Annotated in this window: 30 protein-coding genes and 1 pseudogene; 24 read left to right on the top strand and 7 right to left on the bottom strand. The window is 44.0% G+C overall.

The window, feature by feature from the left end:
- Nucleotides 1-115: 115 nt before the first annotated feature.
- Nucleotides 116-1,360: a dicarboxylate/amino acid:cation symporter gene (locus tag ACX17N_RS06150; RefSeq protein WP_458891961.1), complete on the top strand. Its 1,245-nt coding sequence runs from the start codon at nucleotides 116-118 to the stop codon at nucleotides 1,358-1,360.
- Nucleotides 1,361-1,412: 52 nt separating this feature from the next.
- On the opposite strand, the gene ACX17N_RS06145 is transcribed toward ACX17N_RS06150, so the two are convergent.
- From ACX17N_RS06145 to ACX17N_RS06115, 7 genes are all read right to left on the bottom strand, one after another.
- Nucleotides 1,413-1,763, bottom strand: coding sequence for a VOC family protein (locus tag ACX17N_RS06145; protein WP_458891671.1), 351 nt, complete (start codon nucleotides 1,761-1,763; stop codon nucleotides 1,413-1,415).
- A gap of 93 nt (nucleotides 1,764-1,856) precedes the next feature.
- A complete protein-coding gene (locus ACX17N_RS06140; protein ID WP_458891670.1) occupies nucleotides 1,857-2,801 on the bottom strand; it encodes a metal-dependent hydrolase in 945 nt (314 codons plus the stop codon).
- Between the two features lie 122 nt (nucleotides 2,802-2,923).
- Nucleotides 2,924-3,799: a ribosome biogenesis GTP-binding protein YihA/YsxC gene (yihA, locus tag ACX17N_RS06135; protein ID WP_458891669.1), complete on the bottom strand. Its 876-nt coding sequence runs from the start codon at nucleotides 3,797-3,799 to the stop codon at nucleotides 2,924-2,926.
- An 87-nt stretch (nucleotides 3,800-3,886) separates the two neighbouring features.
- The gene (locus ACX17N_RS06130) at nucleotides 3,887-4,333 is read right to left on the bottom strand and encodes an RrF2 family transcriptional regulator (protein WP_458891668.1); all 447 of its coding nucleotides are present in this window, start codon (nucleotides 4,331-4,333) and stop codon (nucleotides 3,887-3,889) included.
- 85 nt (nucleotides 4,334-4,418) lie between these two features.
- Nucleotides 4,419-5,630, bottom strand: coding sequence for an NO-inducible flavohemoprotein (hmpA, locus tag ACX17N_RS06125; protein WP_458891667.1), 1,212 nt, complete (start codon nucleotides 5,628-5,630; stop codon nucleotides 4,419-4,421).
- A gap of 265 nt (nucleotides 5,631-5,895) precedes the next feature.
- Nucleotides 5,896-7,446 (bottom strand): helicase HerA-like domain-containing protein, encoded by a 1,551-nt coding sequence (locus ACX17N_RS06120; RefSeq protein WP_458891666.1) that lies wholly within the window; start codon nucleotides 7,444-7,446, stop codon nucleotides 5,896-5,898.
- Nucleotides 7,447-7,463: 17 nt separating this feature from the next.
- Nucleotides 7,464-8,651, bottom strand: a complete 1,188-nt coding sequence (locus tag ACX17N_RS06115) for a PLP-dependent transferase (RefSeq protein ID WP_458891665.1) — start codon at nucleotides 8,649-8,651, stop codon at nucleotides 7,464-7,466.
- 158 nt (nucleotides 8,652-8,809) lie between these two features.
- Between ACX17N_RS06115 and ACX17N_RS06110 the strand changes: the two genes are divergently transcribed.
- The 23 genes and pseudogenes from ACX17N_RS06110 to secY all read left to right on the top strand — a co-directional run bounded on the left by ACX17N_RS06110 (nucleotide 8,810) and on the right by secY (nucleotide 20,302).
- Complete coding sequence (locus ACX17N_RS06110; RefSeq protein WP_458891664.1) at nucleotides 8,810-9,544, top strand: type 1 glutamine amidotransferase; 735 nt, start codon at nucleotides 8,810-8,812, stop codon at nucleotides 9,542-9,544.
- Nucleotides 9,545-9,805: 261 nt separating this feature from the next.
- Nucleotides 9,806-10,117, top strand: coding sequence for a 30S ribosomal protein S10 (gene rpsJ, locus ACX17N_RS06105; RefSeq protein WP_000070912.1), 312 nt, complete (start codon nucleotides 9,806-9,808; stop codon nucleotides 10,115-10,117).
- 60 nt (nucleotides 10,118-10,177) lie between these two features.
- Complete coding sequence (rplC, locus tag ACX17N_RS06100) at nucleotides 10,178-10,816, top strand: 50S ribosomal protein L3 (RefSeq protein WP_458891663.1); 639 nt, start codon at nucleotides 10,178-10,180, stop codon at nucleotides 10,814-10,816.
- 11 nt (nucleotides 10,817-10,827) lie between these two features.
- Nucleotides 10,828-11,430: a 50S ribosomal protein L4 gene (rplD, locus tag ACX17N_RS06095; RefSeq protein WP_016168601.1), complete on the top strand. Its 603-nt coding sequence runs from the start codon at nucleotides 10,828-10,830 to the stop codon at nucleotides 11,428-11,430.
- Nucleotides 11,427-11,747 (top strand): 50S ribosomal protein L23, encoded by a 321-nt coding sequence (gene rplW, locus ACX17N_RS06090; protein WP_100241840.1) that lies wholly within the window; start codon nucleotides 11,427-11,429, stop codon nucleotides 11,745-11,747. The genes rplD and rplW overlap by 4 nt, the downstream gene beginning before the upstream one ends.
- Before the next feature lie 11 nt (nucleotides 11,748-11,758).
- Entirely contained in the window at nucleotides 11,759-12,583 is an 825-nt protein-coding gene (gene rplB / locus ACX17N_RS06085; RefSeq protein ID WP_100241839.1) for a 50S ribosomal protein L2, read from the top strand.
- Between the two features lie 13 nt (nucleotides 12,584-12,596).
- Nucleotides 12,597-12,872: a 30S ribosomal protein S19 gene (gene rpsS / locus ACX17N_RS06080; protein WP_004775885.1), complete on the top strand. Its 276-nt coding sequence runs from the start codon at nucleotides 12,597-12,599 to the stop codon at nucleotides 12,870-12,872.
- Nucleotides 12,873-12,883: 11 nt separating this feature from the next.
- Nucleotides 12,884-13,213: a 50S ribosomal protein L22 gene (rplV, locus tag ACX17N_RS06075; protein ID WP_001982638.1), complete on the top strand. Its 330-nt coding sequence runs from the start codon at nucleotides 12,884-12,886 to the stop codon at nucleotides 13,211-13,213.
- Nucleotide 13,214: 1 nt separating this feature from the next.
- Nucleotides 13,215-13,980, top strand: a pseudogene (gene rpsC / locus ACX17N_RS06070) (30S ribosomal protein S3).
- Nucleotides 13,974-14,387, top strand: a complete 414-nt coding sequence (gene rplP / locus ACX17N_RS06065; protein ID WP_458891662.1) for a 50S ribosomal protein L16 — start codon at nucleotides 13,974-13,976, stop codon at nucleotides 14,385-14,387. The pseudogene rpsC and the gene rplP overlap by 7 nt, the downstream one beginning before the upstream one ends.
- Nucleotides 14,387-14,584, top strand: coding sequence for a 50S ribosomal protein L29 (gene rpmC / locus ACX17N_RS06060; protein WP_004650482.1), 198 nt, complete (start codon nucleotides 14,387-14,389; stop codon nucleotides 14,582-14,584). Before rplP ends, rpmC begins: the two co-directional genes overlap by 1 nt.
- Nucleotides 14,581-14,838 carry a 30S ribosomal protein S17 gene (gene rpsQ, locus ACX17N_RS06055; RefSeq protein ID WP_016168596.1) on the top strand — a complete coding sequence of 86 codons (258 nt, stop codon included), beginning with the start codon at nucleotides 14,581-14,583 and terminating at the stop codon, nucleotides 14,836-14,838. The genes rpmC and rpsQ overlap by 4 nt, the downstream gene beginning before the upstream one ends.
- Before the next feature lie 89 nt (nucleotides 14,839-14,927).
- Nucleotides 14,928-15,296, top strand: coding sequence for a 50S ribosomal protein L14 (gene rplN / locus ACX17N_RS06050; RefSeq protein WP_001982634.1), 369 nt, complete (start codon nucleotides 14,928-14,930; stop codon nucleotides 15,294-15,296).
- A gap of 9 nt (nucleotides 15,297-15,305) precedes the next feature.
- A complete protein-coding gene (gene rplX, locus ACX17N_RS06045; RefSeq protein ID WP_044739623.1) occupies nucleotides 15,306-15,623 on the top strand; it encodes a 50S ribosomal protein L24 in 318 nt (105 codons plus the stop codon).
- A 15-nt stretch (nucleotides 15,624-15,638) separates the two neighbouring features.
- On the top strand, nucleotides 15,639-16,175 hold the full coding sequence (gene rplE / locus ACX17N_RS06040) for a 50S ribosomal protein L5 (protein ID WP_016168594.1): 537 nt from the start codon (nucleotides 15,639-15,641) through the stop codon (nucleotides 16,173-16,175).
- Between the two features lie 9 nt (nucleotides 16,176-16,184).
- Nucleotides 16,185-16,490 (top strand): 30S ribosomal protein S14, encoded by a 306-nt coding sequence (rpsN, locus tag ACX17N_RS06035; protein ID WP_004754234.1) that lies wholly within the window; start codon nucleotides 16,185-16,187, stop codon nucleotides 16,488-16,490.
- Between the two features lie 13 nt (nucleotides 16,491-16,503).
- On the top strand, nucleotides 16,504-16,899 hold the full coding sequence (gene rpsH / locus ACX17N_RS06030) for a 30S ribosomal protein S8 (RefSeq protein ID WP_016168593.1): 396 nt from the start codon (nucleotides 16,504-16,506) through the stop codon (nucleotides 16,897-16,899).
- Nucleotides 16,900-16,912: 13 nt separating this feature from the next.
- Entirely contained in the window at nucleotides 16,913-17,446 is a 534-nt protein-coding gene (gene rplF / locus ACX17N_RS06025; RefSeq protein WP_458891661.1) for a 50S ribosomal protein L6, read from the top strand.
- 14 nt (nucleotides 17,447-17,460) lie between these two features.
- Nucleotides 17,461-17,811, top strand: coding sequence for a 50S ribosomal protein L18 (rplR, locus tag ACX17N_RS06020; RefSeq protein ID WP_016168591.1), 351 nt, complete (start codon nucleotides 17,461-17,463; stop codon nucleotides 17,809-17,811).
- Nucleotides 17,812-17,813: 2 nt separating this feature from the next.
- Complete coding sequence (gene rpsE / locus ACX17N_RS06015; protein WP_273778400.1) at nucleotides 17,814-18,311, top strand: 30S ribosomal protein S5; 498 nt, start codon at nucleotides 17,814-17,816, stop codon at nucleotides 18,309-18,311.
- Nucleotides 18,312-18,316: 5 nt separating this feature from the next.
- Entirely contained in the window at nucleotides 18,317-18,493 is a 177-nt protein-coding gene (gene rpmD, locus ACX17N_RS06010) for a 50S ribosomal protein L30 (RefSeq protein ID WP_004985357.1), read from the top strand.
- A 3-nt stretch (nucleotides 18,494-18,496) separates the two neighbouring features.
- Nucleotides 18,497-18,937, top strand: coding sequence for a 50S ribosomal protein L15 (rplO, locus tag ACX17N_RS06005; protein WP_458891660.1), 441 nt, complete (start codon nucleotides 18,497-18,499; stop codon nucleotides 18,935-18,937).
- 45 nt (nucleotides 18,938-18,982) lie between these two features.
- Complete coding sequence (gene secY, locus ACX17N_RS06000) at nucleotides 18,983-20,302, top strand: preprotein translocase subunit SecY (protein WP_458891960.1); 1,320 nt, start codon at nucleotides 18,983-18,985, stop codon at nucleotides 20,300-20,302.
- The last annotated feature ends 3 nt before the right edge of the window (nucleotides 20,303-20,305 follow it).

Below are 20,305 nucleotides of genomic sequence, written 5' to 3'. Positions count from 1 at the left end.
TTTTTTTATGGCCTAAATCCAAATCACCGCAACATATTCGGGACAATATCAGTCGATTTTTGTATTGAAGATATGCCATAGTGGTGTGACTTTAAAAGATAAAATTACGCCAGATATGAGCCTGAATACCCAAATCTTGATTGCTGCAATTATGGGGATTGCCTGTGGTTTTTTACTGAGTTTATTTCCCAATAGTGGTTTTTTTGATAACAGTCTTTATGCCCTCGGCATCATGAGCAGCATTTTTATTGGTCTGCTTAAAATGCTGCTGATCCCATTAATTTTTAGTTCGATTGTCGTGGGGGTGTCCAATTTGCAAGCGGGCGGGCAGTTGGGGCGTGTCTGGAAAATTACCTTAGCCTGTTGTGTTACCACCACCACCTTGGCGTTAATTTTGGGCATAGGCTGTGCGCATTTATTCGATGTCGGGCAAGGCGTGGATATTGCACTGTTTCAGGATGCGATCAATAGCTATCAAACGCCTGATACCCTTACACCATCCTCTTTTTTCACCAATTTTATTCAAAATACACTGATCAACCCGTTTAAAGCTTTTGCTGAGGGCAATGTATTGGCAGTGGTGGTTTTTGCCTTGTTGATAGGGGTGGCCTTGGTCCATGGGGGAGAGCGTTTTAAAGCGGTACGTCAGCTTGCAGGACAGTTCTTTGAAATCATGATGTTGATGATTCGTTGGGTTATGAAACTGGCACCACTGGGAATTTTTGCCTTGTTAGCCAAGCTGATTGCCACGGAAGACCTTTCTGTATTGAGCCGTCTGGCTGAATTTGCAGTGGTGGTGACCGGAACCACCATTTTCCATGGTGCTGTGGTTCTGCCGTTACTGTTATGGATTTTTGGCAAGATGGACCCTGTAACTTTCTTTAAAGGTACGCGAGCTGCGTTGATTACCGCATTTGCGACCAGTTCCAGTTCTGCCACCATGCCTTTGTCGCTCAAGTGTGCGCAGGAAAATCTGAAAGTACATCCTGCAACCGCTGGTTTTGTCATTCCCTTAGGGACACAGTTGAATATGGATGGCACAGCATTGTATGAAGCGGCTGCGGCCTTATTTGTTGCAAATTTAATGGGGCTAGATTTAAGTCTGGGGCAGCAAGTTATTGTGTGTTTAACCGCTATGATTGCTTCTCTAGGTGCACCTGGGATTCCCAGTGCTGGCATGGTCACCATGATTATGGTGCTGCAATCGGTGGGCTTGCCTGCTGAAGCGATTGCGATTTTACTGCCGATTGATCGTTTGCTTGATACGGTGCGCACTGTGGTGAATGTACAAGGCGATATGATGATTAGTGTGGTGGTGGATCGTTATACTCAAGATTCGAAAGTTGAATCGACCAGTTAAACTGTATTCCAACATGGATTCTAGACCCTCTCCCAGTGATGCATTCAGTGTCTTAAAAATAAGCTGTATATCCACTGTATAAACTGCTTTGTCTGGCTTTGGGCGTTGTGGCACCTCTGTGTAGGGACATAATGGCATCGACTTCTGCCGCTGAACAGAGATGATGCCCCTGTGAAGATTCAGTCGGACAGAGGGGGGGTAGGTCTGAGTCTAGGCTTAAACTCTGCTGAGGCCGCAGCGCCAGTTTTAAACCAGATTGCAGTTCAATAAAAGCAACCGCTCCATTTTCATATTCTTGTCCAATAATGCCTTTACTTTTAAAGCCCAGTCCTTGGCAGTAAAAATCCAGCGATGTTTGAAGGTTGAGAACCGCAAGGGTCAATACACTGAGATGAGGATGCATAGGGGCGAACTCATGTGAAAAGTGGCTTTTTGCATGAGTAAAAAAGCAGGTGAATTCAGCCTGCTTTTTGTTGGATTGCGAGCTTCATGGTGGTTAAGCGACTTTAAGTATGGCACGTAGTGCCGCGGGGGACTGATTTAAATAGGCAATCGCATCTTCCGTTTTGGCTTCATGCACCGGATCATACCAAGGCATGAGATAGCCCAATTGTTGTGAAATCAGCCATAATGGATTGGGCAGTAAGCGGTTATTTTGTTGTGAGATCCTGTACCACTCGCGCCAGATCCAAGGCTTATAAACAGCAGGGCGTATGGATTGGAAGCGTGGATCTTGTCGCATGAGGTGTGCTGCACCATCGACCCATAACCCCAGTACGACAATAATTACCAGAACACTGAGATAATAACGCGCCAAATAACCACCACCTAAATGGCGATATAAATCAAATGCTACAGTACGATGCTCGATTTCTTCAGCACCATGCCATTTCACTAAGTCGAGCATTGCAGGGTCGGCACCATGCTTTTGCCACTCGGTATTGTAAAGCGCATATTGACCCAAAACACAGGTCATGTGTTCTACCGTGGCCACAACCCCCAATCGGAACAAATCCCACTGATGTTGTAATGGTTTTGGAATGGATAAACCTAGGGGTTGGTCGGCCAGTAATTTTCCAAACAGGAAATCCATCAGTTTCAGATTGCGTTGAATGTCAATTTGGCGTTCGCTTAAATACTCTTTGTTGGCAGAATTATGTGCTTGTGCATGCATGGCTTCTTGGCGAATAAAAGCTTGTACATCGTGTTTGAGTTTTTCATCTTGAATTTGCGGTAGGACTTTATTGTAGAGTCGGCAAAACCAAAACTCACCCGCCGGTAGGATCATATTAATTTCATTAATAAAATAACTGACAAAAGGCTGTTTAGGTATCCAGTCAATCGGGGTGTTGAGCCATTCAAACTTCACTTTGCGTGGTTGAATGCGGTAGGCAATCGAAGAAGCCATTTTTGATTTTTTTAGTCGTTGTAAGTGTTTCATTATGCTGTCCTCAGCATTTTTTCATGCGTCAAGGCAGTATGAAAAAAATGTCCCGCAATGTGATTAGCAATGCGGGACATTTCAATGTCAATTCATGATGAATAGACGGTGTTTAATCGAGCTTAATCCTGTTGAGGTGTTTGCGCTGATTCATCTGCGCTAACTTCTTCAGCAGCAAATGTTGCATGCTCGGCATCTTCAAACGCCTGATCTTGCTCATCGTCTAGAGCGTTATCCGCTTCGGCTTCAGGAATCAGGGCAAGATCAAACTCTACTGATTGTTCTAGGGTGAAATTCAAACGTCCACCCATGATACTGGCAAGTTCTTCTAGGCCTTGCTTGTTTAAAGACGAGAACAATTGAATCGAGAAGTCGAGCTTCATTTTTTTCAATTGCTGTTTGACTTCTAATAAGGCTTTGTTGGCAGGCCCACGGTTCATTTTATCCGATTTGGTCAATAGCACATGGACAAACAATTTACGTGAGTAGGCCCATTCCAGCATCATAACGTCAAAGTGTTGTAAGGGATGGCGGATATCCATCAATAACACCAGACCCTGTAAACTTTTACGATGAATTAAATAATTTTCGAGTTCTTTCTGCCAGACAATTTTCATGGCTTCGGGTACAGCGGCATAACCATAACCCGGTAAATCAACCAAGCGTTGATCAGGATTGCCTAAACTGAAAAAGTTAATCATCTGGGTGCGACCAGGTTTCTTGGACGCACGTGCCAGCTGTTTTTGGTTGGTTAGGGCATTAATCGCACTGGATTTACCGGCATTGGAACGACCTGCAAAGGCAATTTCGTAGCCCGTGTCTTCCACACACAGATTGAGTTTTGGGGCACTCATTAAAAATTCGGCTTTACGGAGCCAGTTGAGTGCGCGTACAGCATATTCAGTAATCGCAGGATCCATCTTTTTTTCATAGCTGATCTTCTGCTTGGGCGCTTGCGCGGTTTTACTGTTTTTTGATTTTCCTCTGCTGTGATGCATAGCTCAACTTCATTCACTGTTTTTCAAGTGCCTAGTATAAAGGAAGTCGACCACACACGCGAATTTTCCTCTCATGGGAGTAAAGTCTTACAAATTCAGGAGTTCAATGCCGCTATTGATGCTCTTGTTGGTTTTGGCATTGGAGCGTTCCAGCACTTCACCTAAGGTGTATTGGTTTAAGTGCTGATAAAACTGTTCTAGTGCCTGATCTAGAATACTTTTAAGACCACAATTGCTTCTGAGTACACAAGGTGGGTTGTTGCACTCAACAATAGGATTTTCACCTTGTAGGGTTCTGACAGCTTCACCAACTTTAAGATGAACTGCATCGGGGTTCAGGCGAATGCCACCGCCTTTGCCACGTGTGGTGATTAACCAGTTTTGTTTACCCATAAAGTGCACAATTTTGACCAAATGGTTTTGTGATACTTTGAGGTCGGCGGCAATTTCCGCAATGGTATAGGCACTGTCTCTCGGACGCGAAATATACATCAGAATGCGCAGGGCATAATCGGTAAATTTATTTAGCTGCATGATTGTGCTCATCTTTTTTTGAGATGAATAGATAAGGCTAGTCTAACATAGACTAGCCTTATAAGGTACGCATGCGATAGATGGCTTAGAGACGAACTCCGCCTGTACCAAATGCTTCACTATGAATTTGTTCAGGTTTAATCCCGCGAGCCACAAGCGCTTTGTGTTGTTCCGCCATAAATGGCATAGGACCACAGAGGTAGTAATCTGCATTGCTTGGAAGTAATGCGGCGTCAACCGTGGCTAAATCAAGGCGTCCTGCTGCATCGTAATGTTCTCCCAAGACATCGTCCGCTTCAGGGAATTCATATGCGGTAAACAAGGTAATTCGTGGATACTTGTCTGCAACATCTTTCAAATGTTGTTTCATGGCATGTACGTGTTTGTTACGACAAGCATGCAAGAAAGTTACCGGTTGTGGCACATCTTCAGTCACCAATTGATTCAGCATGGCAATCATTGGGGTTAAGCCTACACCACCGCTAATAAATACATTACGTTTCTTGCTATCAATTAAGTAGAAGTTACCCGTTGGTGCTGAAATTTCGACTTCTGCACCTACATCTAAACCATGTAAGGTATTCGATACCCAGCCCTCAGCAATGTCAGCACCATTGCCCGCTTCACGCTTGACCGAAATACGAAGATAGTCTTGCTGTGGGCTGGTAGACAGCGTGTATTGACGGGGTTGTTTTAAGCCCAGCTCAGGCACAAATACACGTACGGAAATATATTGTCCTGCTTCATATTGCGGTAAAGCACCGCCGTCTACAGGGGCGAAGTAGATAGAGGTAATTTCATCACTTTCAACCACTTTTTTCGCGATTTTAAAGTTGCGCCACCCTAACCAGCTGCCCTGGGTTTGTTGGTGTTGATCGTAGATTGCCTTTTCAGTGCTAATAAACAAATCTGCCAGTTGACCATACGCAGCCGCCCAAGCTCCAATTAATGGATCTTCCATTGAAATATTGAGCACTTCGCTAATCGAGTGCAGTAAGTTCTCACCGACAATACTGTAGTCCGGTGCCTGAATGTTGAGGCTGACATGCTTATGCGCGATTAACTCAACCACCGGTAGGAGTACAGAAGGGTCTTCGATATTTTCTGCATATGCCAATACTGCACCAGCCAATGCCTGAGCCTGAGCACCACTACGTTGATGCCCCATATTAAAAGTTTCTTTTAAGTCAGGATTGTTGCCTAACATACGGTTATAAAAATAACTGGTTAATGCGACACCGTTTTCACGTAGGACAGGGACAGTTGCTTTTACGAGTTCTATTTGCTGCGGAGTCATATCGAGATCTCACTTGGCTGTTATTTATAAGATGTATTTAAAATACATTTTTAGTTTTTTAATTGCAATCTATTTTTAACACAAAACCCTATTTTTTTTATGGAATAAAAATAGGATTATGCAAAGTCAATACGATCAATGTAGTTGCTTATAGATTGATGCTGTATCGAGGCAAGACCATTGTGCATGGATGAGCAGTGACTGTAGTTGTTAATAGGGCTTTCGAATCTGATGGTGTTACGCCAGTATTAACTACTAGAACAGGTTATTTCCCGCCAAATAAAGAACCCAATAAGCCACGGACAATTTTTTGACCGGTAGATCCTCCTAAACTGCGTGCAGCACTTTTGGCAAAAGTGCCAACGGTATCTTGGATGAGTTTTTCGCGTTGTTTTGCTAGACGTTCAGCTTCTTTTTGTTGCTCTTTGGCTAGGCGTTCCTGTTCACGAGCTTGTTGTTTGGCTATAGCCTCTTGTTCTTTTTTGCGTTGCTGATCTTGTTCGGCTTGGATCGCTTGTTGTTGGCGGTCGGCGACTTTTTGCTGTAAGCGTTCATAGGCACTCTCGCGGTCTATACGCTGTTCATACACACCCGCAACGATACTTTGCGCGATGACAGATTGCCGTAACTCAGCAGAAATTGGATGGAAAGCTGAGTAGGGCGGCATGACCCAACCACGTTCTACCATTTGTGGGATGCCTTGTGCATCAAGGCAGCTAATCAGTGCCTCACCGACTCCGAGTTCAGTAATGGCTTGTTCAACATCAAAGTGAGGGTTGGCGCGAAAAGTTGCAGCAGCAGTTTTTACCGCCTTCTGGTCTTTAGGGGTAAAGGCGCGTAAGGCATGTTGTACACGATTACCCAGTTGACCCAGAACGCTTTCTGGTAAGTCGAGGGGGCTCTGAGTTACAAAATAAATGCCCACTCCTTTAGAGCGAATGAGTCGCACCACTTGCTCAATTTTTTCTTGTAAGGCTGCACTGGCATTGTCAAACAAAAGGTGAGCTTCATCAAAGAAGAACACCAGTTTCGGTTTGTCCATATCGCCCACTTCTGGCAATTGTTCAAACAATTCAGACAACATCCACAGCAAAAAGCTGGCGTACAATTTGGGGGTATTCATCAGTTTATCGGCAGCCAGTAGGTTAATGTAGCCGCGACCTTCAGAATCGGTTTGAATAAAGTCGAGGATATTTAAGCTCGGTTCACCAAAGAACTGATCACCCCCTTGATCAGCCAAAGCCAGTAAATTGCGCTGAATTGCGCCTAAACTGGCAGGGGAAAGATTGCCATATTCGGCTTTAAATTCTGCCGCATGTTCACTGACATAGCTCAGCATGGTTTTTAAATCTTTAACGTCAATTAGCAGCAGGCCTTGATCGTCAGCAATACGAAATACTGCAGCCAGTACGCCTTCTTGTGTATCGTTCAGATTTAGCATGCGCGCCAATAAGAGCGGACCGATTTCGGAAATGGTGCTGCGAATAGGATGACCTTGTTCACCGAACAAATCCCAAAACACCACAGGTGAGGCTGCAAAAGGAATCGCGTCGATGCCCAAACTTTTAAGGCGCTCATCAAACTTAGGGCTGCTGCTTCCAGCCTGCGCTAGACTGGAGACATCACCTTTAGCATCGGCTAAAAAAACGGGTACTCCAATGCGTGAAAAACTTTCAGCGAGGACTTTGAGTGTCACAGTTTTACCTGTACCTGTGGCACCTGCAATTAAGCCGTGTCGATTGGCAAACTGTGGCAATAAAACAATATCTTGAGTCGTATCTGTGGTTTTTTTAGCAACGACAATCGGGGTACTCATTTTTCACCTGTTATAATTTATTCGAGCTGTTTTAATGCGTTCTGAATATCTTGGACTAAATCGTCTGCATGTTCTAGTCCTATGCAAAAACGGACCAATAAACCTTGTTGTAAATGTGTAGTCTGCAGTGAACGCATATGATTCAGCTCATACAGCATCACCAAACTAATAGGGCCGCCCCAGCTAAAACCCAGTTTAAATAATGACAGTTGATCACAGAATTGACGCACAGCTTGCAGGTCATATTCAGGTTTAAAAATGACACTGACCAAACCAGCGCTTTTTCCTGTTGTGCAGACTTGTTTCCAGTATGTATGTCCTGCTGCATCGGGGTCGCTCGGGTGTAATACTTGGCTAAATTGAGGCTGTTGCTTTAACCATTGCAGCACTTTTAAGGCGGACTGTGATTGCTGTTCATAGCGCAGAGCCATATGTGCCAAGCTCCGCTGAATTTGTGCAGTATCATCCCCTGAGACCGCAATGCCTTGAATGGCATGCATACGGAATAATTTATGGTGCAGATGCAGATCTCGGGTCACTACAGAACCCATCAGGATGTCGCCACCACCACTTGGGTATTTGGTGAGAGCATGCACACTGATATCTACAGACAAATGCTGCTCGGAAAAATCAAAGGGATTGAAGGCTAAGCCTGCACCCCAAGTATTATCCAGCACGGTCATAATATGATGTGCTTGAGCTTTTTGTACTAATCCAACCAAATCGGGAAACTCTAAGGTGACTGAACCTGCGGCCTCTAACCAAAGTAGCTTGGCTTTGTCGGAGGGGTTAAAGCTAGCACTGTCAATAGGATTATAGACTTGAACCTGTATGCCATAGCGTTTTTCCAAATTACGCAGATGTTCCATGTTTGGACCGTAGACATTGTCTGGAACCCAAACTTCGTCCCCATGTGCCAGTAAGGCAGAATTCACTAAATTAATCGCAGAAAGACCACTTGGCGCCAACAGGCAATATTCACCGCCTTCAATCTGTGCAATCTGGTCGGCTAGAGTAAACGTGGTGGGGGTACCATGTGTGCCATAACTATAGTCATAGGGATCGGTCCAATGGCGATCAAATAGGGCACTGGTATCTTCAAAGATAATGGTGGATGCACGAAACAGGGGAGGTTGAACAGTAGAAATATATTGCGGTGCTTTTCTTGGTGCATGAATCAGTGCGGTTTGAGGTTTCTTGTTCAAAATAGGACTCATTAAAAGCGTACGATGCAGCCTAGATTAAGAGAATATGTGGATTTTCGCTACAGAATTGGTAAGAACTGTAAAAAGAGAGTATCAAATGCAAAGTTGGCTTCAATTTTGCTAAATCATAAGAAAGCTACAACAATAGGTTACAGCGCATGAAGTCGCATTTAAAAGTACATTATTTTCAGCATATTGCTGGTGAAGGGTTCGGTAGTTGTTATGATTATTTAAAAGCACATCAGGCACAGATTACAGCCACAGAATTTTTTGCCTTACCCATCGAACTGCCTTTGGAAATAGAGGCCTTGCCACAGGTCGAAGACGTTGATCTGCTGATCATTATGGGTGGTACCATGAGTGTGAATGATGAGGCCAATTATCCGTGGTTAAAAATTGAAAAGCGTTGGCTCAGGCGTTATCTGGCTTTAGGGAAGCCAGCCATAGGCTTGTGCCTAGGAGGGCAGTTAATTGCCAATGCCTTGGGTGCAGCGGTGAGTAAAAATGCTATACAGGAACTGGGGTGGACTACGGTAAGAAAAGTACAACATGTCCCTCAAGACTGCTTTGCCTTGCCTGAATATTTTAATGTCATGCAGTGGCATAGTGAGACATTCGAGATTCCGAAGGGGGCGATTCATCTGGCAGAAAATGATGTGTGCCGAAATCAAATGTATCAGATCGGTAAAAATGTACTGGGGTTCCAGTTTCATCCTGAAATTACTCCCGAAACATTAAGTTTATTTTTAGAAAATGATGAAGAGCTGGCTTTATTTTCAGGGACGCATGTACAGACAGAAAGCGAGTTAAAACGGTCAGCCAAGACGCAATTTTTGCAGGGCAATCAGTTGCTCAATCAAGCAATTGAATACGTTATGCAGAAAACCGCGTAATGATCAAATAACAAACAATTGAAAATGGAAGAAAAATGAAAAAAAGAGCAAAAGAAGTAAAATGGATTTGCTTAAGCGTTAAACAATCGCTATAATAAGTGACCCTTTAATGAAAGGGGTTAACTACGAATAAAGTAGTTAATATCGTGACAGTCGTGGCATCGATCATGACCTTAGTGATTTTCACTGCCTTTGACACTTACCAGTAGGTGAGATGCGTCAAGGGTGATTCTTTATATATTTGGCTTGGAGTTAACTGGTATGTCTAACCAGAGAATTCGTATCCGTCTTAAGTCTTTTGATCACCGTTTAATTGATCAATCTGCTCAAGAGATCGTAGAAACAGCAAAACGTACTGGCGCACAAGTTTGCGGTCCAATTCCGATGCCAACTCGCATCGAACGTTTTAACGTTTTAACATCACCACACGTTAACAAAGATGCGCGTGACCAATACGAGATCCGCACTTACAAGCGTTTGATCGACATCGTTCAACCTACAGATAAAACTGTTGATGCATTGATGAAGTTAGATCTTGCTGCTGGTGTTGATGTTCAGATCGCTTTGGGTTAAGGCTTTCGGTTAATTAACGCTTTTAAAGTTAATTAGGCCGCTTTTTTAGAGGTTATGCACATGGCTATTGGTTTAGTCGGTCGCAAGTGCGGTATGACCCGTATCTTTACAGATGCTGGTGTTTCTGTACCTGTAACAGTGATTGAGGTTGATCCTAACCGCATCACTCAAATCAAAACGCTTGAAACTGATGGTTATCAAGCGATTCAAATCACTACTGGTGAACGTCGCGAATCTCGCGTAACTAACGCTCAGAAAGGTCACTTTGCGAAAGCTGGTGTTGCTGCTGGTCGTCTAGTTCAAGAATTCCGCGCTACAGAAGCTGATCTTGAAGGTCGTGAAGTTGGTGGTGTTCTAACTGTTGATCTATTCACAGTTGGTCAAATCGTTGACGTTACTGGTACGTCTAAAGGTAAAGGTTTCCAAGGTGGTGTTAAGCGTTGGAACTTCCGTACCCAAGATGCTACTCATGGTAACTCGGTTTCTCACCGTGTTTTAGGTTCTACTGGTCAAAACCAGACACCTGGTCGCGTATTCAAAGGCAAAAAAATGGCTGGCCATTTAGGTGCTGAACGCGTAACTACTCAGGGTCTTGAGATCGTTGCTATTGACGCTGAACGTTCAGTTCTAGTAGTTAAAGGTGCGGTTCCTGGTGCTACCGGTGGTGACGTTACCGTTCGTCCTACGATTAAGGCCTGAGGGGAAATAACGTGAATTTAAAAACTGTTTCCGGCTCTGCTGTTGAATTGTCTGAAGTTGCTTTCGGTCGTGAATTTAACGAAGCTCTTGTACACCAAGTTGTTACAGCTTACTTAGCTGGTGGTCGTCAAGGTTCGAAAGCTCAGAAATCACGTGCTGACGTATCTGGCGGTGGTAAAAAGCCATTCCGTCAAAAAGGTACTGGTCGCGCTCGTGCTGGTTCTATTCGTAGCCCAATCTGGGTTGGTGGTGGTAAAACTTTTGCCGCTCGTCCACAAGATTGGTCTCAAAAAGTTAACCGCAAAATGTACCGCGGTGCAATGCAATGTATCTTAGCTGAACTTGTTCGCCAAGATCGTCTTGTATTAGTTGAAGAGATTGCTGTTGCAGCTCCAAAAACTAAAGAATTGCTTGCAAAACTTAACGACTTGAATGCAACTCGCGCATTGATCGTTACTGATGCTGTAGATGAGAATCTATATCTCGCAGCTCGCAACATTCCACACGTTGATGTGGTTGATGCTACTGCAATCGATCCTGTGAGCTTGATCGCGTTCGATAAAGTTGTTATGTCTGTTGCTGCTGCTAAGAAAATTGAGGTAGAACTCGGATGAACAACGAACGTATCTATCAAGTCCTCCAAGGACCTGTATTCTCAGAAAAAGCACAAGTTTTAGGTGAGACTGCTGGTGTTCAAGTATTCAAAGTTGCACTTGATGCAAATAAGCTTGAAATCAAAAAAGCAGTTGAACAACTCTTTGGTGTAGAAGTGGTTAAAGTAAACACGACTATCACTAAAGGTAAGTCTAAGCGCTTTGGTAAAACATTAGGACGTCGTTCTGATGTTAAAAAAGCATACGTCACCCTGAAAGCTGGCCAAGATGTAGAAATGGCTGACTTGGGCGATACCGCTGAAAGCGCAGCGGAATAAGGACGAAAATTATGCCGATTCAAAAATGTAAGCCAACGTCTCCAGGACGTCGCTTTGTTGAGAAAGTGGTTCATGACCACCTTCACAAAGGCGCTCCATATGCTCCGTTGGTTGAAGCTAAAAAACGTACTGGTGGTCGTAACAACAACGGTCACATCACGACTCGTCACGTTGGTGGCGGTCATAAGCAGCACTACCGTCTTGTTGACTTTAAACGTAACAAAGATGGCGTTCCTGCTGTAGTTGAACGTATCGAATACGATCCTAACCGTACTGCACACATCGCATTGTTGAAGTATGCTGACGGTGAACGTCGTTACATCATCGCACCTAAAGGTTTGCGTGCTGGCGATAAAGTACAATCTGGTAACGATGCTCCAATTCGTCCAGGTAACTGCTTGCCACTTCGTAATATGCCTATCGGTTCTACTCTTCACAACATCGAACTTAAAATCGGTAAAGGTGCTCAATTAGCACGTTCTGCTGGTGCTTCTGTTCAGTTGTTGGGTCGTGACGGTTCATATGCGATCATCCGTCTTCGTTCAGGTGAAATGCGTAAAGTTCACGTTGAATGTCGCGCTGTATTAGGTGAAGTTTCTAACCAAGAAAACAACCTTCGCTCACTAGGTAAAGCTGGTGCTGCACGCTGGCGTGGTGTTCGTCCTACCGTACGTGGTATGGCGATGAACCCAGTTGACCATCCACACGGTGGTGGTGAAGGGCGTAACAAAGGTATTCAACCTGTAAGCCCATGGGGTCAAAAAGCTAAAGGGTACAAGACACGTACCAACAAGCGTACGACTAAGATGATTATTCGCGATCGTCGCGTCAAGTAAAGGAATCTGACTAATGCCTCGTTCATTGAAAAAAGGTCCATTCGTCGATGCGCACTTGTTCGCTAAAGTTGAAGCTGCAGTAGCTGCTAACAACCGTAAGCCGATCAAGACTTGGTCACGTCGTTCGATGATCCTCCCGGATTTTGTTGGTCTAACAATCTCTGTACATAATGGCCGTAACCACGTTCCAGTAATTGTTACTGAACACATGGTTGGTCACAAACTAGGTGAATTCGCGCCAACTCGTACCTATCGTGGTCACGGTGTTGACAAGAAGTCTAAACGTTAATAGGTGCTATGATGGAAGTAACTGCTAAATTACGCGGTGCCGCTATCTCGGCACAGAAAGCTCGTTTGGTTGCAGATCTTATCCGTGGCAAATCAGTTGCTCACGCGCTTAATATCTTAAACTTCAGCAACAAGAAAGCTGCAGTTTTAGTTAAGAAAGCATTGGAATCTGCAATTGCGAATGCTGAACACAATAACAGTTTAGATGTAGACGACCTTAAAGTTTCTACGATTTACGTTGATGAAGGCATGAGCCTTAAACGTATTATGCCACGTGCTAAAGGCCGTGCAGATCGTATTACTAAGCGTACTTGTCACATCACCGTTAAGGTAGGGGTTTGATATGGGTCAGAAGGTTCATCCAATCGGTATCCGCCTAGGTGTTGTGAAACGTCATAACGCTAACTGGTATGCGAATCCGAAACAATACGCTGAATACTTGCTTAAAGATTTGCAAGTTCGTGAGTTTTTGACTAAAAAACTTAAGAACGCAATGATGAGCAATATTCTTATCGAACGTCCAACAGGCGCTGCTAAAATTACTATTAGCACTGCTCGTCCTGGTATCGTAATCGGTAAAAAAGGCGAAGACATTGAGAAATTACAGCGCGAACTTACCAACATTATGGGTGTTCCAGCGCAAGTAAGCATCAATGAAATCGATCGTCCAGACTTAGATGCTCGTTTAGTTGCTGAAGCAATCGCTTCTCAATTAGAAAAGCGTGTGATGTTCCGTCGTGCTATGAAGCGTGCGGTACAAAACTCTATGCGTGCTGGTGCTAAAGGTATTAAAGTTGAAGTTTCTGGCCGTTTAGGTGGTGCAGAGATCGCTCGTACTGAATGGTATCGTGAAGGTCGTGTACCTTTGCATACACTTCGTGCAGACATCGACTACTCAACTATGCGTGCTGAAACTACTTACGGTACGATTGGTGTTAAAGTTTGGATCTTCCGTGGTGAGATCTTGGGTGGCATGAAACAAGTCATGAACCCAGCTCCAGCTGAAGAGCGTCCAGCTAAACGCGGTCGTGGTCGTGGTGAAGGTCAAGAACAACGTCGTGGACGTCGTAACGACCGTGCTGCTGACAAGGGAGAATAATCCATGTTGATGCCTAAACGTACCAAATTCCGTAAAGTGCAAAAAGGCCGTAACACTGGTCTTGCGCACCGTGGTAGTACAGTATCATTTGGTTCAATCGCGCTTAAAGCAACTGAACGTGGTCGTATGACTTCACGTCAAATTGAAGCTGCGCGTCGTACCATTAGCCGTCGTGTTAAGCGTGGTGGTAAGATCTTTATCCGTGTATTCCCAGACAAACCAATTACTGAAAAGCCATTAGAAGTTCGTATGGGTAACGGTAAAGGTAACGTGGAATACTGGGTTTGTGAAATCAAACCAGGTAAGATCCTGTACGAAATGGCAGGTGTGAACGATGAATTAGCAACTGAAGCTTTCAAGCTTGCTGCTGCTAAACTTCCGTTTAAAACCACTATCGTGACTCGGACGGTAATGTAATGAAAACTAAAGATCTACGTGAAAAGTCGGTAGAAGAGTTGACAGCTTTGCTTGATGAGCAACAGCTTAACCAATTCCGTCTTCGTATGGCTAAAGCAACTGGTCAATTGGGTAAGTCGCACGAAGTTGCACTTACTCGCAAGACAATTGCTCGTATTAAGACCCTCCTTACCGAAAAACAGGGGAACGGACAATGAGTGAAAAAACAGTCCGCACGTTAACCGGCAAAGTAGTAAGCGACAAAATGGACAAGTCTATTGTTGTGCTTATCGAACGTCGTGTTCAACACCCGTTGTATGGCAAATCAATCCGCCGTTCAACTAAATTACATGCTCATGATGAGAACAACACTGCTAAATTAGGCGACGTTGTGACAATCAAAGAAAGCCGCCCAATTTCTAAAACTAAGTCTTGGACTTTAGTTGAAGTTGTTGAAGCAGCTGCTGAGTAATTAAACGTTCTTGCATCATCGGTCAATTTCGAGTACTCTTTGAGCCTTTCGAAATTGCGACCGGTGATGCACGGTTTTGGAGTAGGGCAATGATTCAAACCGAAACTATGCTCGACGTAGCAGACAACAGTGGTGCCCGCCGCGTACAATGTATTAAAGTACTTGGTGGTTCGCATCGTCGTTATGCTTCAGTTGGCGATATTATTAAAGTTACTGTAAAAGAAGCTATTCCGCGCGCACGTGTTAAAAAAGGTGACGTGATGAATGCTGTTGTAGTTCGTACAAAATTCGGTATCCGTCGTCCAGATGGTTCTGTGATTCGTTTCGACGATAACGCAGCTGTTATTTTGAACAACAACAAAGCGCCGATTGCAACTCGTATTTTCGGACCAGTGACTCGTGAACTTCGTACTGAACAGTTCATGAAAATCATTTCATTGGCTCCTGAAGTTCTATAAGAGGCACTCATGGCTAAGATTAAAAAAGGCGATCAAGTAATTGTGATCGCAGGTAAGGAAAAAGGCAAACAGGGTACTGTTCTGTCAGTTTCTAATGACCGTGTTATGGTTGAAGGCCTTAACTTGGTTAAGAAGCATCAAAAGCCGAACCGTGCAACAGGCGCTGAAGGCGCTATCGTTACACAAGAAGCTTCGCTTCATATCTCTAATGTGGCAATTTTTAATGCTACAACCCAAAAGGCTGACCGTGTTGGTTACCAAGTGATTGAAGGCGTGAAAACTCGCGTTTACAAATCAAATGGTGAATCAGTGGCGGTAGCGAAGTAATAGGTTGAGAAGGCAATGGCCAGACTTAAAACGCGTTACAATGACGAACTTAAAGCTCAGTTACAAGAGACTTTAGGCGTTAAAAATGTGATGGATATTCCACGCATCACTAAAATCACGATCAATATGGGTGTTGGTGCAGCAGCTGCTGACAAGAAACTCCTTGATGGTGCTCTTGCTGATATGCAAGCAATTGCTGGTCAAAAACCAGTGCTTACATTAGCTCGTAAATCAATCGCTGGTTTCAAAATCCGTGATGGTTGGCCGATCGGTTGTAAAGTTACTTTACGCGGCGAACGCATGTACGAATTCTTAGACCGTTTGATCTCTATTGCGATCCCTCGTATCCGTGACTTCCGTGGTTTCTCTTCGAAATCATTTGACGGTCGTGGTAACTACTCTATGGGTCTTAAAGAGCAAATCGTTTTCCCTGAAATCGATTTCGATAAGATTGATCGTATTCGTGGTATGGATATTACCGTTACTACGACTGCTCGCACCGATGACGAAGGCCGTGCGCTTATGCGTGCATTCGGCTTCCCGTTCAAATAAGAGGTCGATATGGCTAAGAAAGGTATGATTAATCGCGAATTGAAACGCGAAAAGACAGTTGCTAAATTTGCTGCAAAACGTGCTGAATTAAAAGCGACGATTGCAAATGTAAATGCAAGCGACGAAGAGCGTTTCGAAGCGATGATGAAGTTACAAGCATTACCACGTAATGCGTCTCCAGTGCGTCTTCGTAACCGTTGTGGTTTAACTGGTCGTCCTCATGGTTACTTCCGTAAGTTCGGTTTAAGCCGTAACAAATTACGTGACACAGTAATGCAAGGTGATGTACCGGGCGTTGTTAAGGCAAGCTGGTAAGGAGCGACTATAAATGAGTATGCAAGATACCGTTGCCGACATGTTAACTCGTGTTCGTAACGCACAAATGGCTAAGAAACAAGCAGTTTCTATGCCTAATTCTAAGTTGAAGGTTGCAATTGCTAACGTACTTCAACAAGAAGGTTATGTTTCAAACGTAGAAGTTGCTGAAGTTGAAGGCAAAGCTACTTTGACCATCACTTTAAAATATTTCGAAGGCAAGCCAGTTATCGAAACTGTGAAGCGCGTAAGCCGTCCAGGTCTTCGCCAATATCGCGGTAAAGATGCACTTCCGAGCGTTAAGCAAGGTTTAGGTATTGCAATTGTTTCTACAAGCAAAGGCATCATGACTGATCGCGCTGCACGTGCTGCAGGCGTTGGTGGTGAAGTTATTGCTTTTGTTTCTTAATAGGTGATTCCTCATGTCTCGTGTGGCTAAAGCCCCAGTAACTGTACCTAACGGTGTTACAGTTACTCAGAACGGCCGGCAGGTCGAAGTGAAAGGCAGTAAAGGTACATTGTCTTTCAACCTGCATGCGCTGGTCGAGCTTAAACAGGAAGACGGTATTGTAGCTGTTGCTCCAAAAGCTGAGTCGAAAGACGCTTGGATGCAGGCTGGTACTGCTCGCGCTGTGCTTAACAACCTTGTAAAAGGTGTTAGCGAAGGCTTCGAACGTAAGTTACAACTTATCGGTGTTGGTTATAAAGCTGCGGTTAAAGGTAACGTTGTTAACCTTAACCTTGGTTTCTCTCACCCGATCGACTATACGCTTCCTGAAGGTGTAACTGCTGAAACTCCTACGGCAACTGAAATTATCCTTAAATCTGCTGATAAAGCAGCTTTAGGTCAAGTTGCTGCAGATATCCGTGGTTACCGTCCGCCAGAGCCTTATAAAGGTAAAGGTGTTCGTTATTCTGACGAAGTTGTACTTCGTAAAGAAGCTAAGAAGAAATAAGGCGCGAGGTTCTTATGAACGAAAAGAAACAATCCCGTTTGCGTCGTGCGAAAAGCACACGCTTGCACATTCGTGCATTGGGTGCGACTCGTTTGTGTGTAAACCGCACTCCGCGTCACATCTATGCTCAAGTTATCTCAGCAGATGGTGGCAAAGTTTTAGCGCAAGCTTCAACTTTAGATGCTACTTTACGTGCTGGTGCAACTGGTAATATCGAAGCAGCGACTAAAGTAGGTGCTTTAATCGCAGAACGTGCTAAAGCAGCTGGTATTACTAAAGTTGCGTTTGACCGTTCTGGTTTTAAATATCATGGTCGTATCAAAGCCTTGGCTGATGCTGCTCGTGAAAACGGCTTGGAGTTCTAATCATGGCTAAAGTTGAACAAAACGAAGGTCTTGTTGAAAAGCTGGTAGCCGTTGATCGTGTTGCCAAAGTTGTTAAGGGTGGTCGTATCTTCTCTTTCACAGCATTAACTGTTGTGGGTGACGGTAATGGTCGTGTAGGTTTCGGTCGTGGTAAAGCGCGTGAAGTTCCAGCTGCTATCTCTAAAGCACTTGAAGCTGCACGTCGTAACATGATTACTGTAGACCTTGCTGGTACTACTTTACAACACCCTGTGAATGCTCGTCATGGTGCAAGCCGTGTGTACATGCAACCTGCTTCTGAAGGTACTGGCGTAATTGCTGGTGGCGCTATGCGTGCTGTTCTTGAAGCTGCTGGTGTACAAAACGTACTTGCTAAATGTTACGGTTCTACAAATGCTGCGAACGTTGTAAACGCAACTTTCAAAGGTTTGCGTGATATGACTTCTCCAGAGAAAGTAGCTGCTAAACGTGGTCTTTCTGTAGAACAAATTCAAGGGTAATAATCATGAAAACGATTAAAGTTACCCAGACTAAATCTGCTTCGCATCGCTTGAAGAATCATAAGCTTTGCTTACAAGGTTTAGGTCTGCGTCGTATTGGTCATACTGTAGAAGTGCAAGATACGCCTTCTAACCGCGGTATGATCAACAAAGTCTACTATATGGTTAGTGTAGAGGAATAAGCCATGACTCTGCGTTTAAATGAACTTGCACCTGCAGAAGGTGCTAAACGCGAAAATCTTCGCGTTGGTCGTGGTATCGGCTCTGGCGTTGGTAAGACTGGTGGTCGCGGTATCAAAGGTCAAAACTCACGTAAAAGTGGTGGTACTCGTCCAGGCTTTGAAGGCGGTCAAACTGCGTTATATCGTCGTTTGCCTAAATTCGGCTTCACTAGCCAAATCGCTTTAAAAACTGCTGAAGTACGTTTATCAGAGCTTGCTAAAGTTGAAGGTGATATCGTTTCACTTGAAACTTTAAAAGCAGCGAATGTTGTACGTAAAGATATGCTTCGTGCTCGTATCGTACTTTCTGGTGAAATTACTCGTGCATTCACTGTTCAAGGTGTTGCATTGACTAAAGGCGCTAAAGCTGCTGTTGAAGCTGCTGGCGGCAAAGTCGAGGAGTAATCGCGAGTGTCTATGTCTCCTAGTTCTTCAGGTCATGTTCACATGATGAAAGGGCAACCATTTTACGTGAAATACCGTGAAATTATTCGCCGAATGATGTTTTTATTTGGTGCATTGTTGGTCTTTCGACTAGGAGCGCATATTCCAGTACCGGGCATTAATAATGCTGCACTTGAAAATCTTTTTAATGCAAACCAAGGTACGATCCTTGGTTTGTTTAACATGTTTTCAGGTGGTGCATTAGAAAGAATGTCTATTCTTGCCTTGGGAATTATGCCGTATATTTCTGCATCCATTATTGTGCAGTTAATGTCGACAGTGATTCCATCACTAGAAGCTTTGAAAAAAGAAGGTGAGCAAGGGAAGCGTAAGATTAACCAATATACACGTCAAGGTACGTTGCTGTTAGCTTTAGTGCAGGCGACAGGTATGTGTGCAGGTCTGATCAGTCAAGGAATTACCCTGTCATCTGGTTTGGCTTTCTATGTGCCTGCTGTAACCTCATTGGTTGCAGGTACCATGTTCCTAATGTGGTTGGGTGAACAAATTACTGAGCGTGGAGTGGGTAATGGTATTTCCATGATCATTTTCGCTGGTATTGTTGCTGGATTACCTAATTTAATTATGCAATCCATTTCATCGGTAGATAACGGTCAAACAAGTCTAATTGGCTTGGTAATTTTTGGCTTGTTGTCATTGGCGGTGTTAGCAGCAATTGTATTTATTGAGAAAGCGCAACGACGCATTCCAGTAAATTATGCCCAAAAACAGCAGGGTCGTCGTGTATTTACTGCACAGCAAACGCATTTGCCATTAAAAATTAATATGGCAGGTGTGATTCCAGCGATCTTTGCGAGCTCTTTATTGTTGTTTCCAGCCAGTCTGGGACAATGGGTAGGTAGTTCAGATCCGAGTGCAGGTGTAATCAAGCGCGGTCTACAAGATTTGGCACTTTTATTGTCGCCTGGACAGCCGTTGTATTTGGTGCTCTTTGGTGCGTTAATTATCTTTTTCTGTTATTTTTATACGGCGCTAGTATTTAGTCCTAAAGAAGTGTCAGAAAACTTAAAACGCAGCGGAGCTTATGTGCCTGGTATTCGCCCAGGTGAGCAAACTGCTCGTTATTTAGATCATATTCTCAATCGTTTGACATTTATTGGTGCGATTTATATTACGATCGTGTGTTTAATGCCAATGATTTTGCAAAGCTCTTTTGGTATACCTTTTTATTTAGGTGGTACTTCTTTGCTGATCGTTGTTGTTGTGGTTATGGATTTCATGGCGCAATTGCAAGCACACCTCACATCTCATCAATATGATAGTCAAACGTTAATGAGAAAAACGACTGCTCATCCGAAGGGATAAGCG

The sequence above is a fragment of the Acinetobacter sp. GXMZU3951 genome (genome assembly GCF_054457875.1).
The sequence above is the reverse complement of the archived record's forward strand: the minus strand, read 5'-3'. Positions and strand labels throughout refer to the sequence as shown.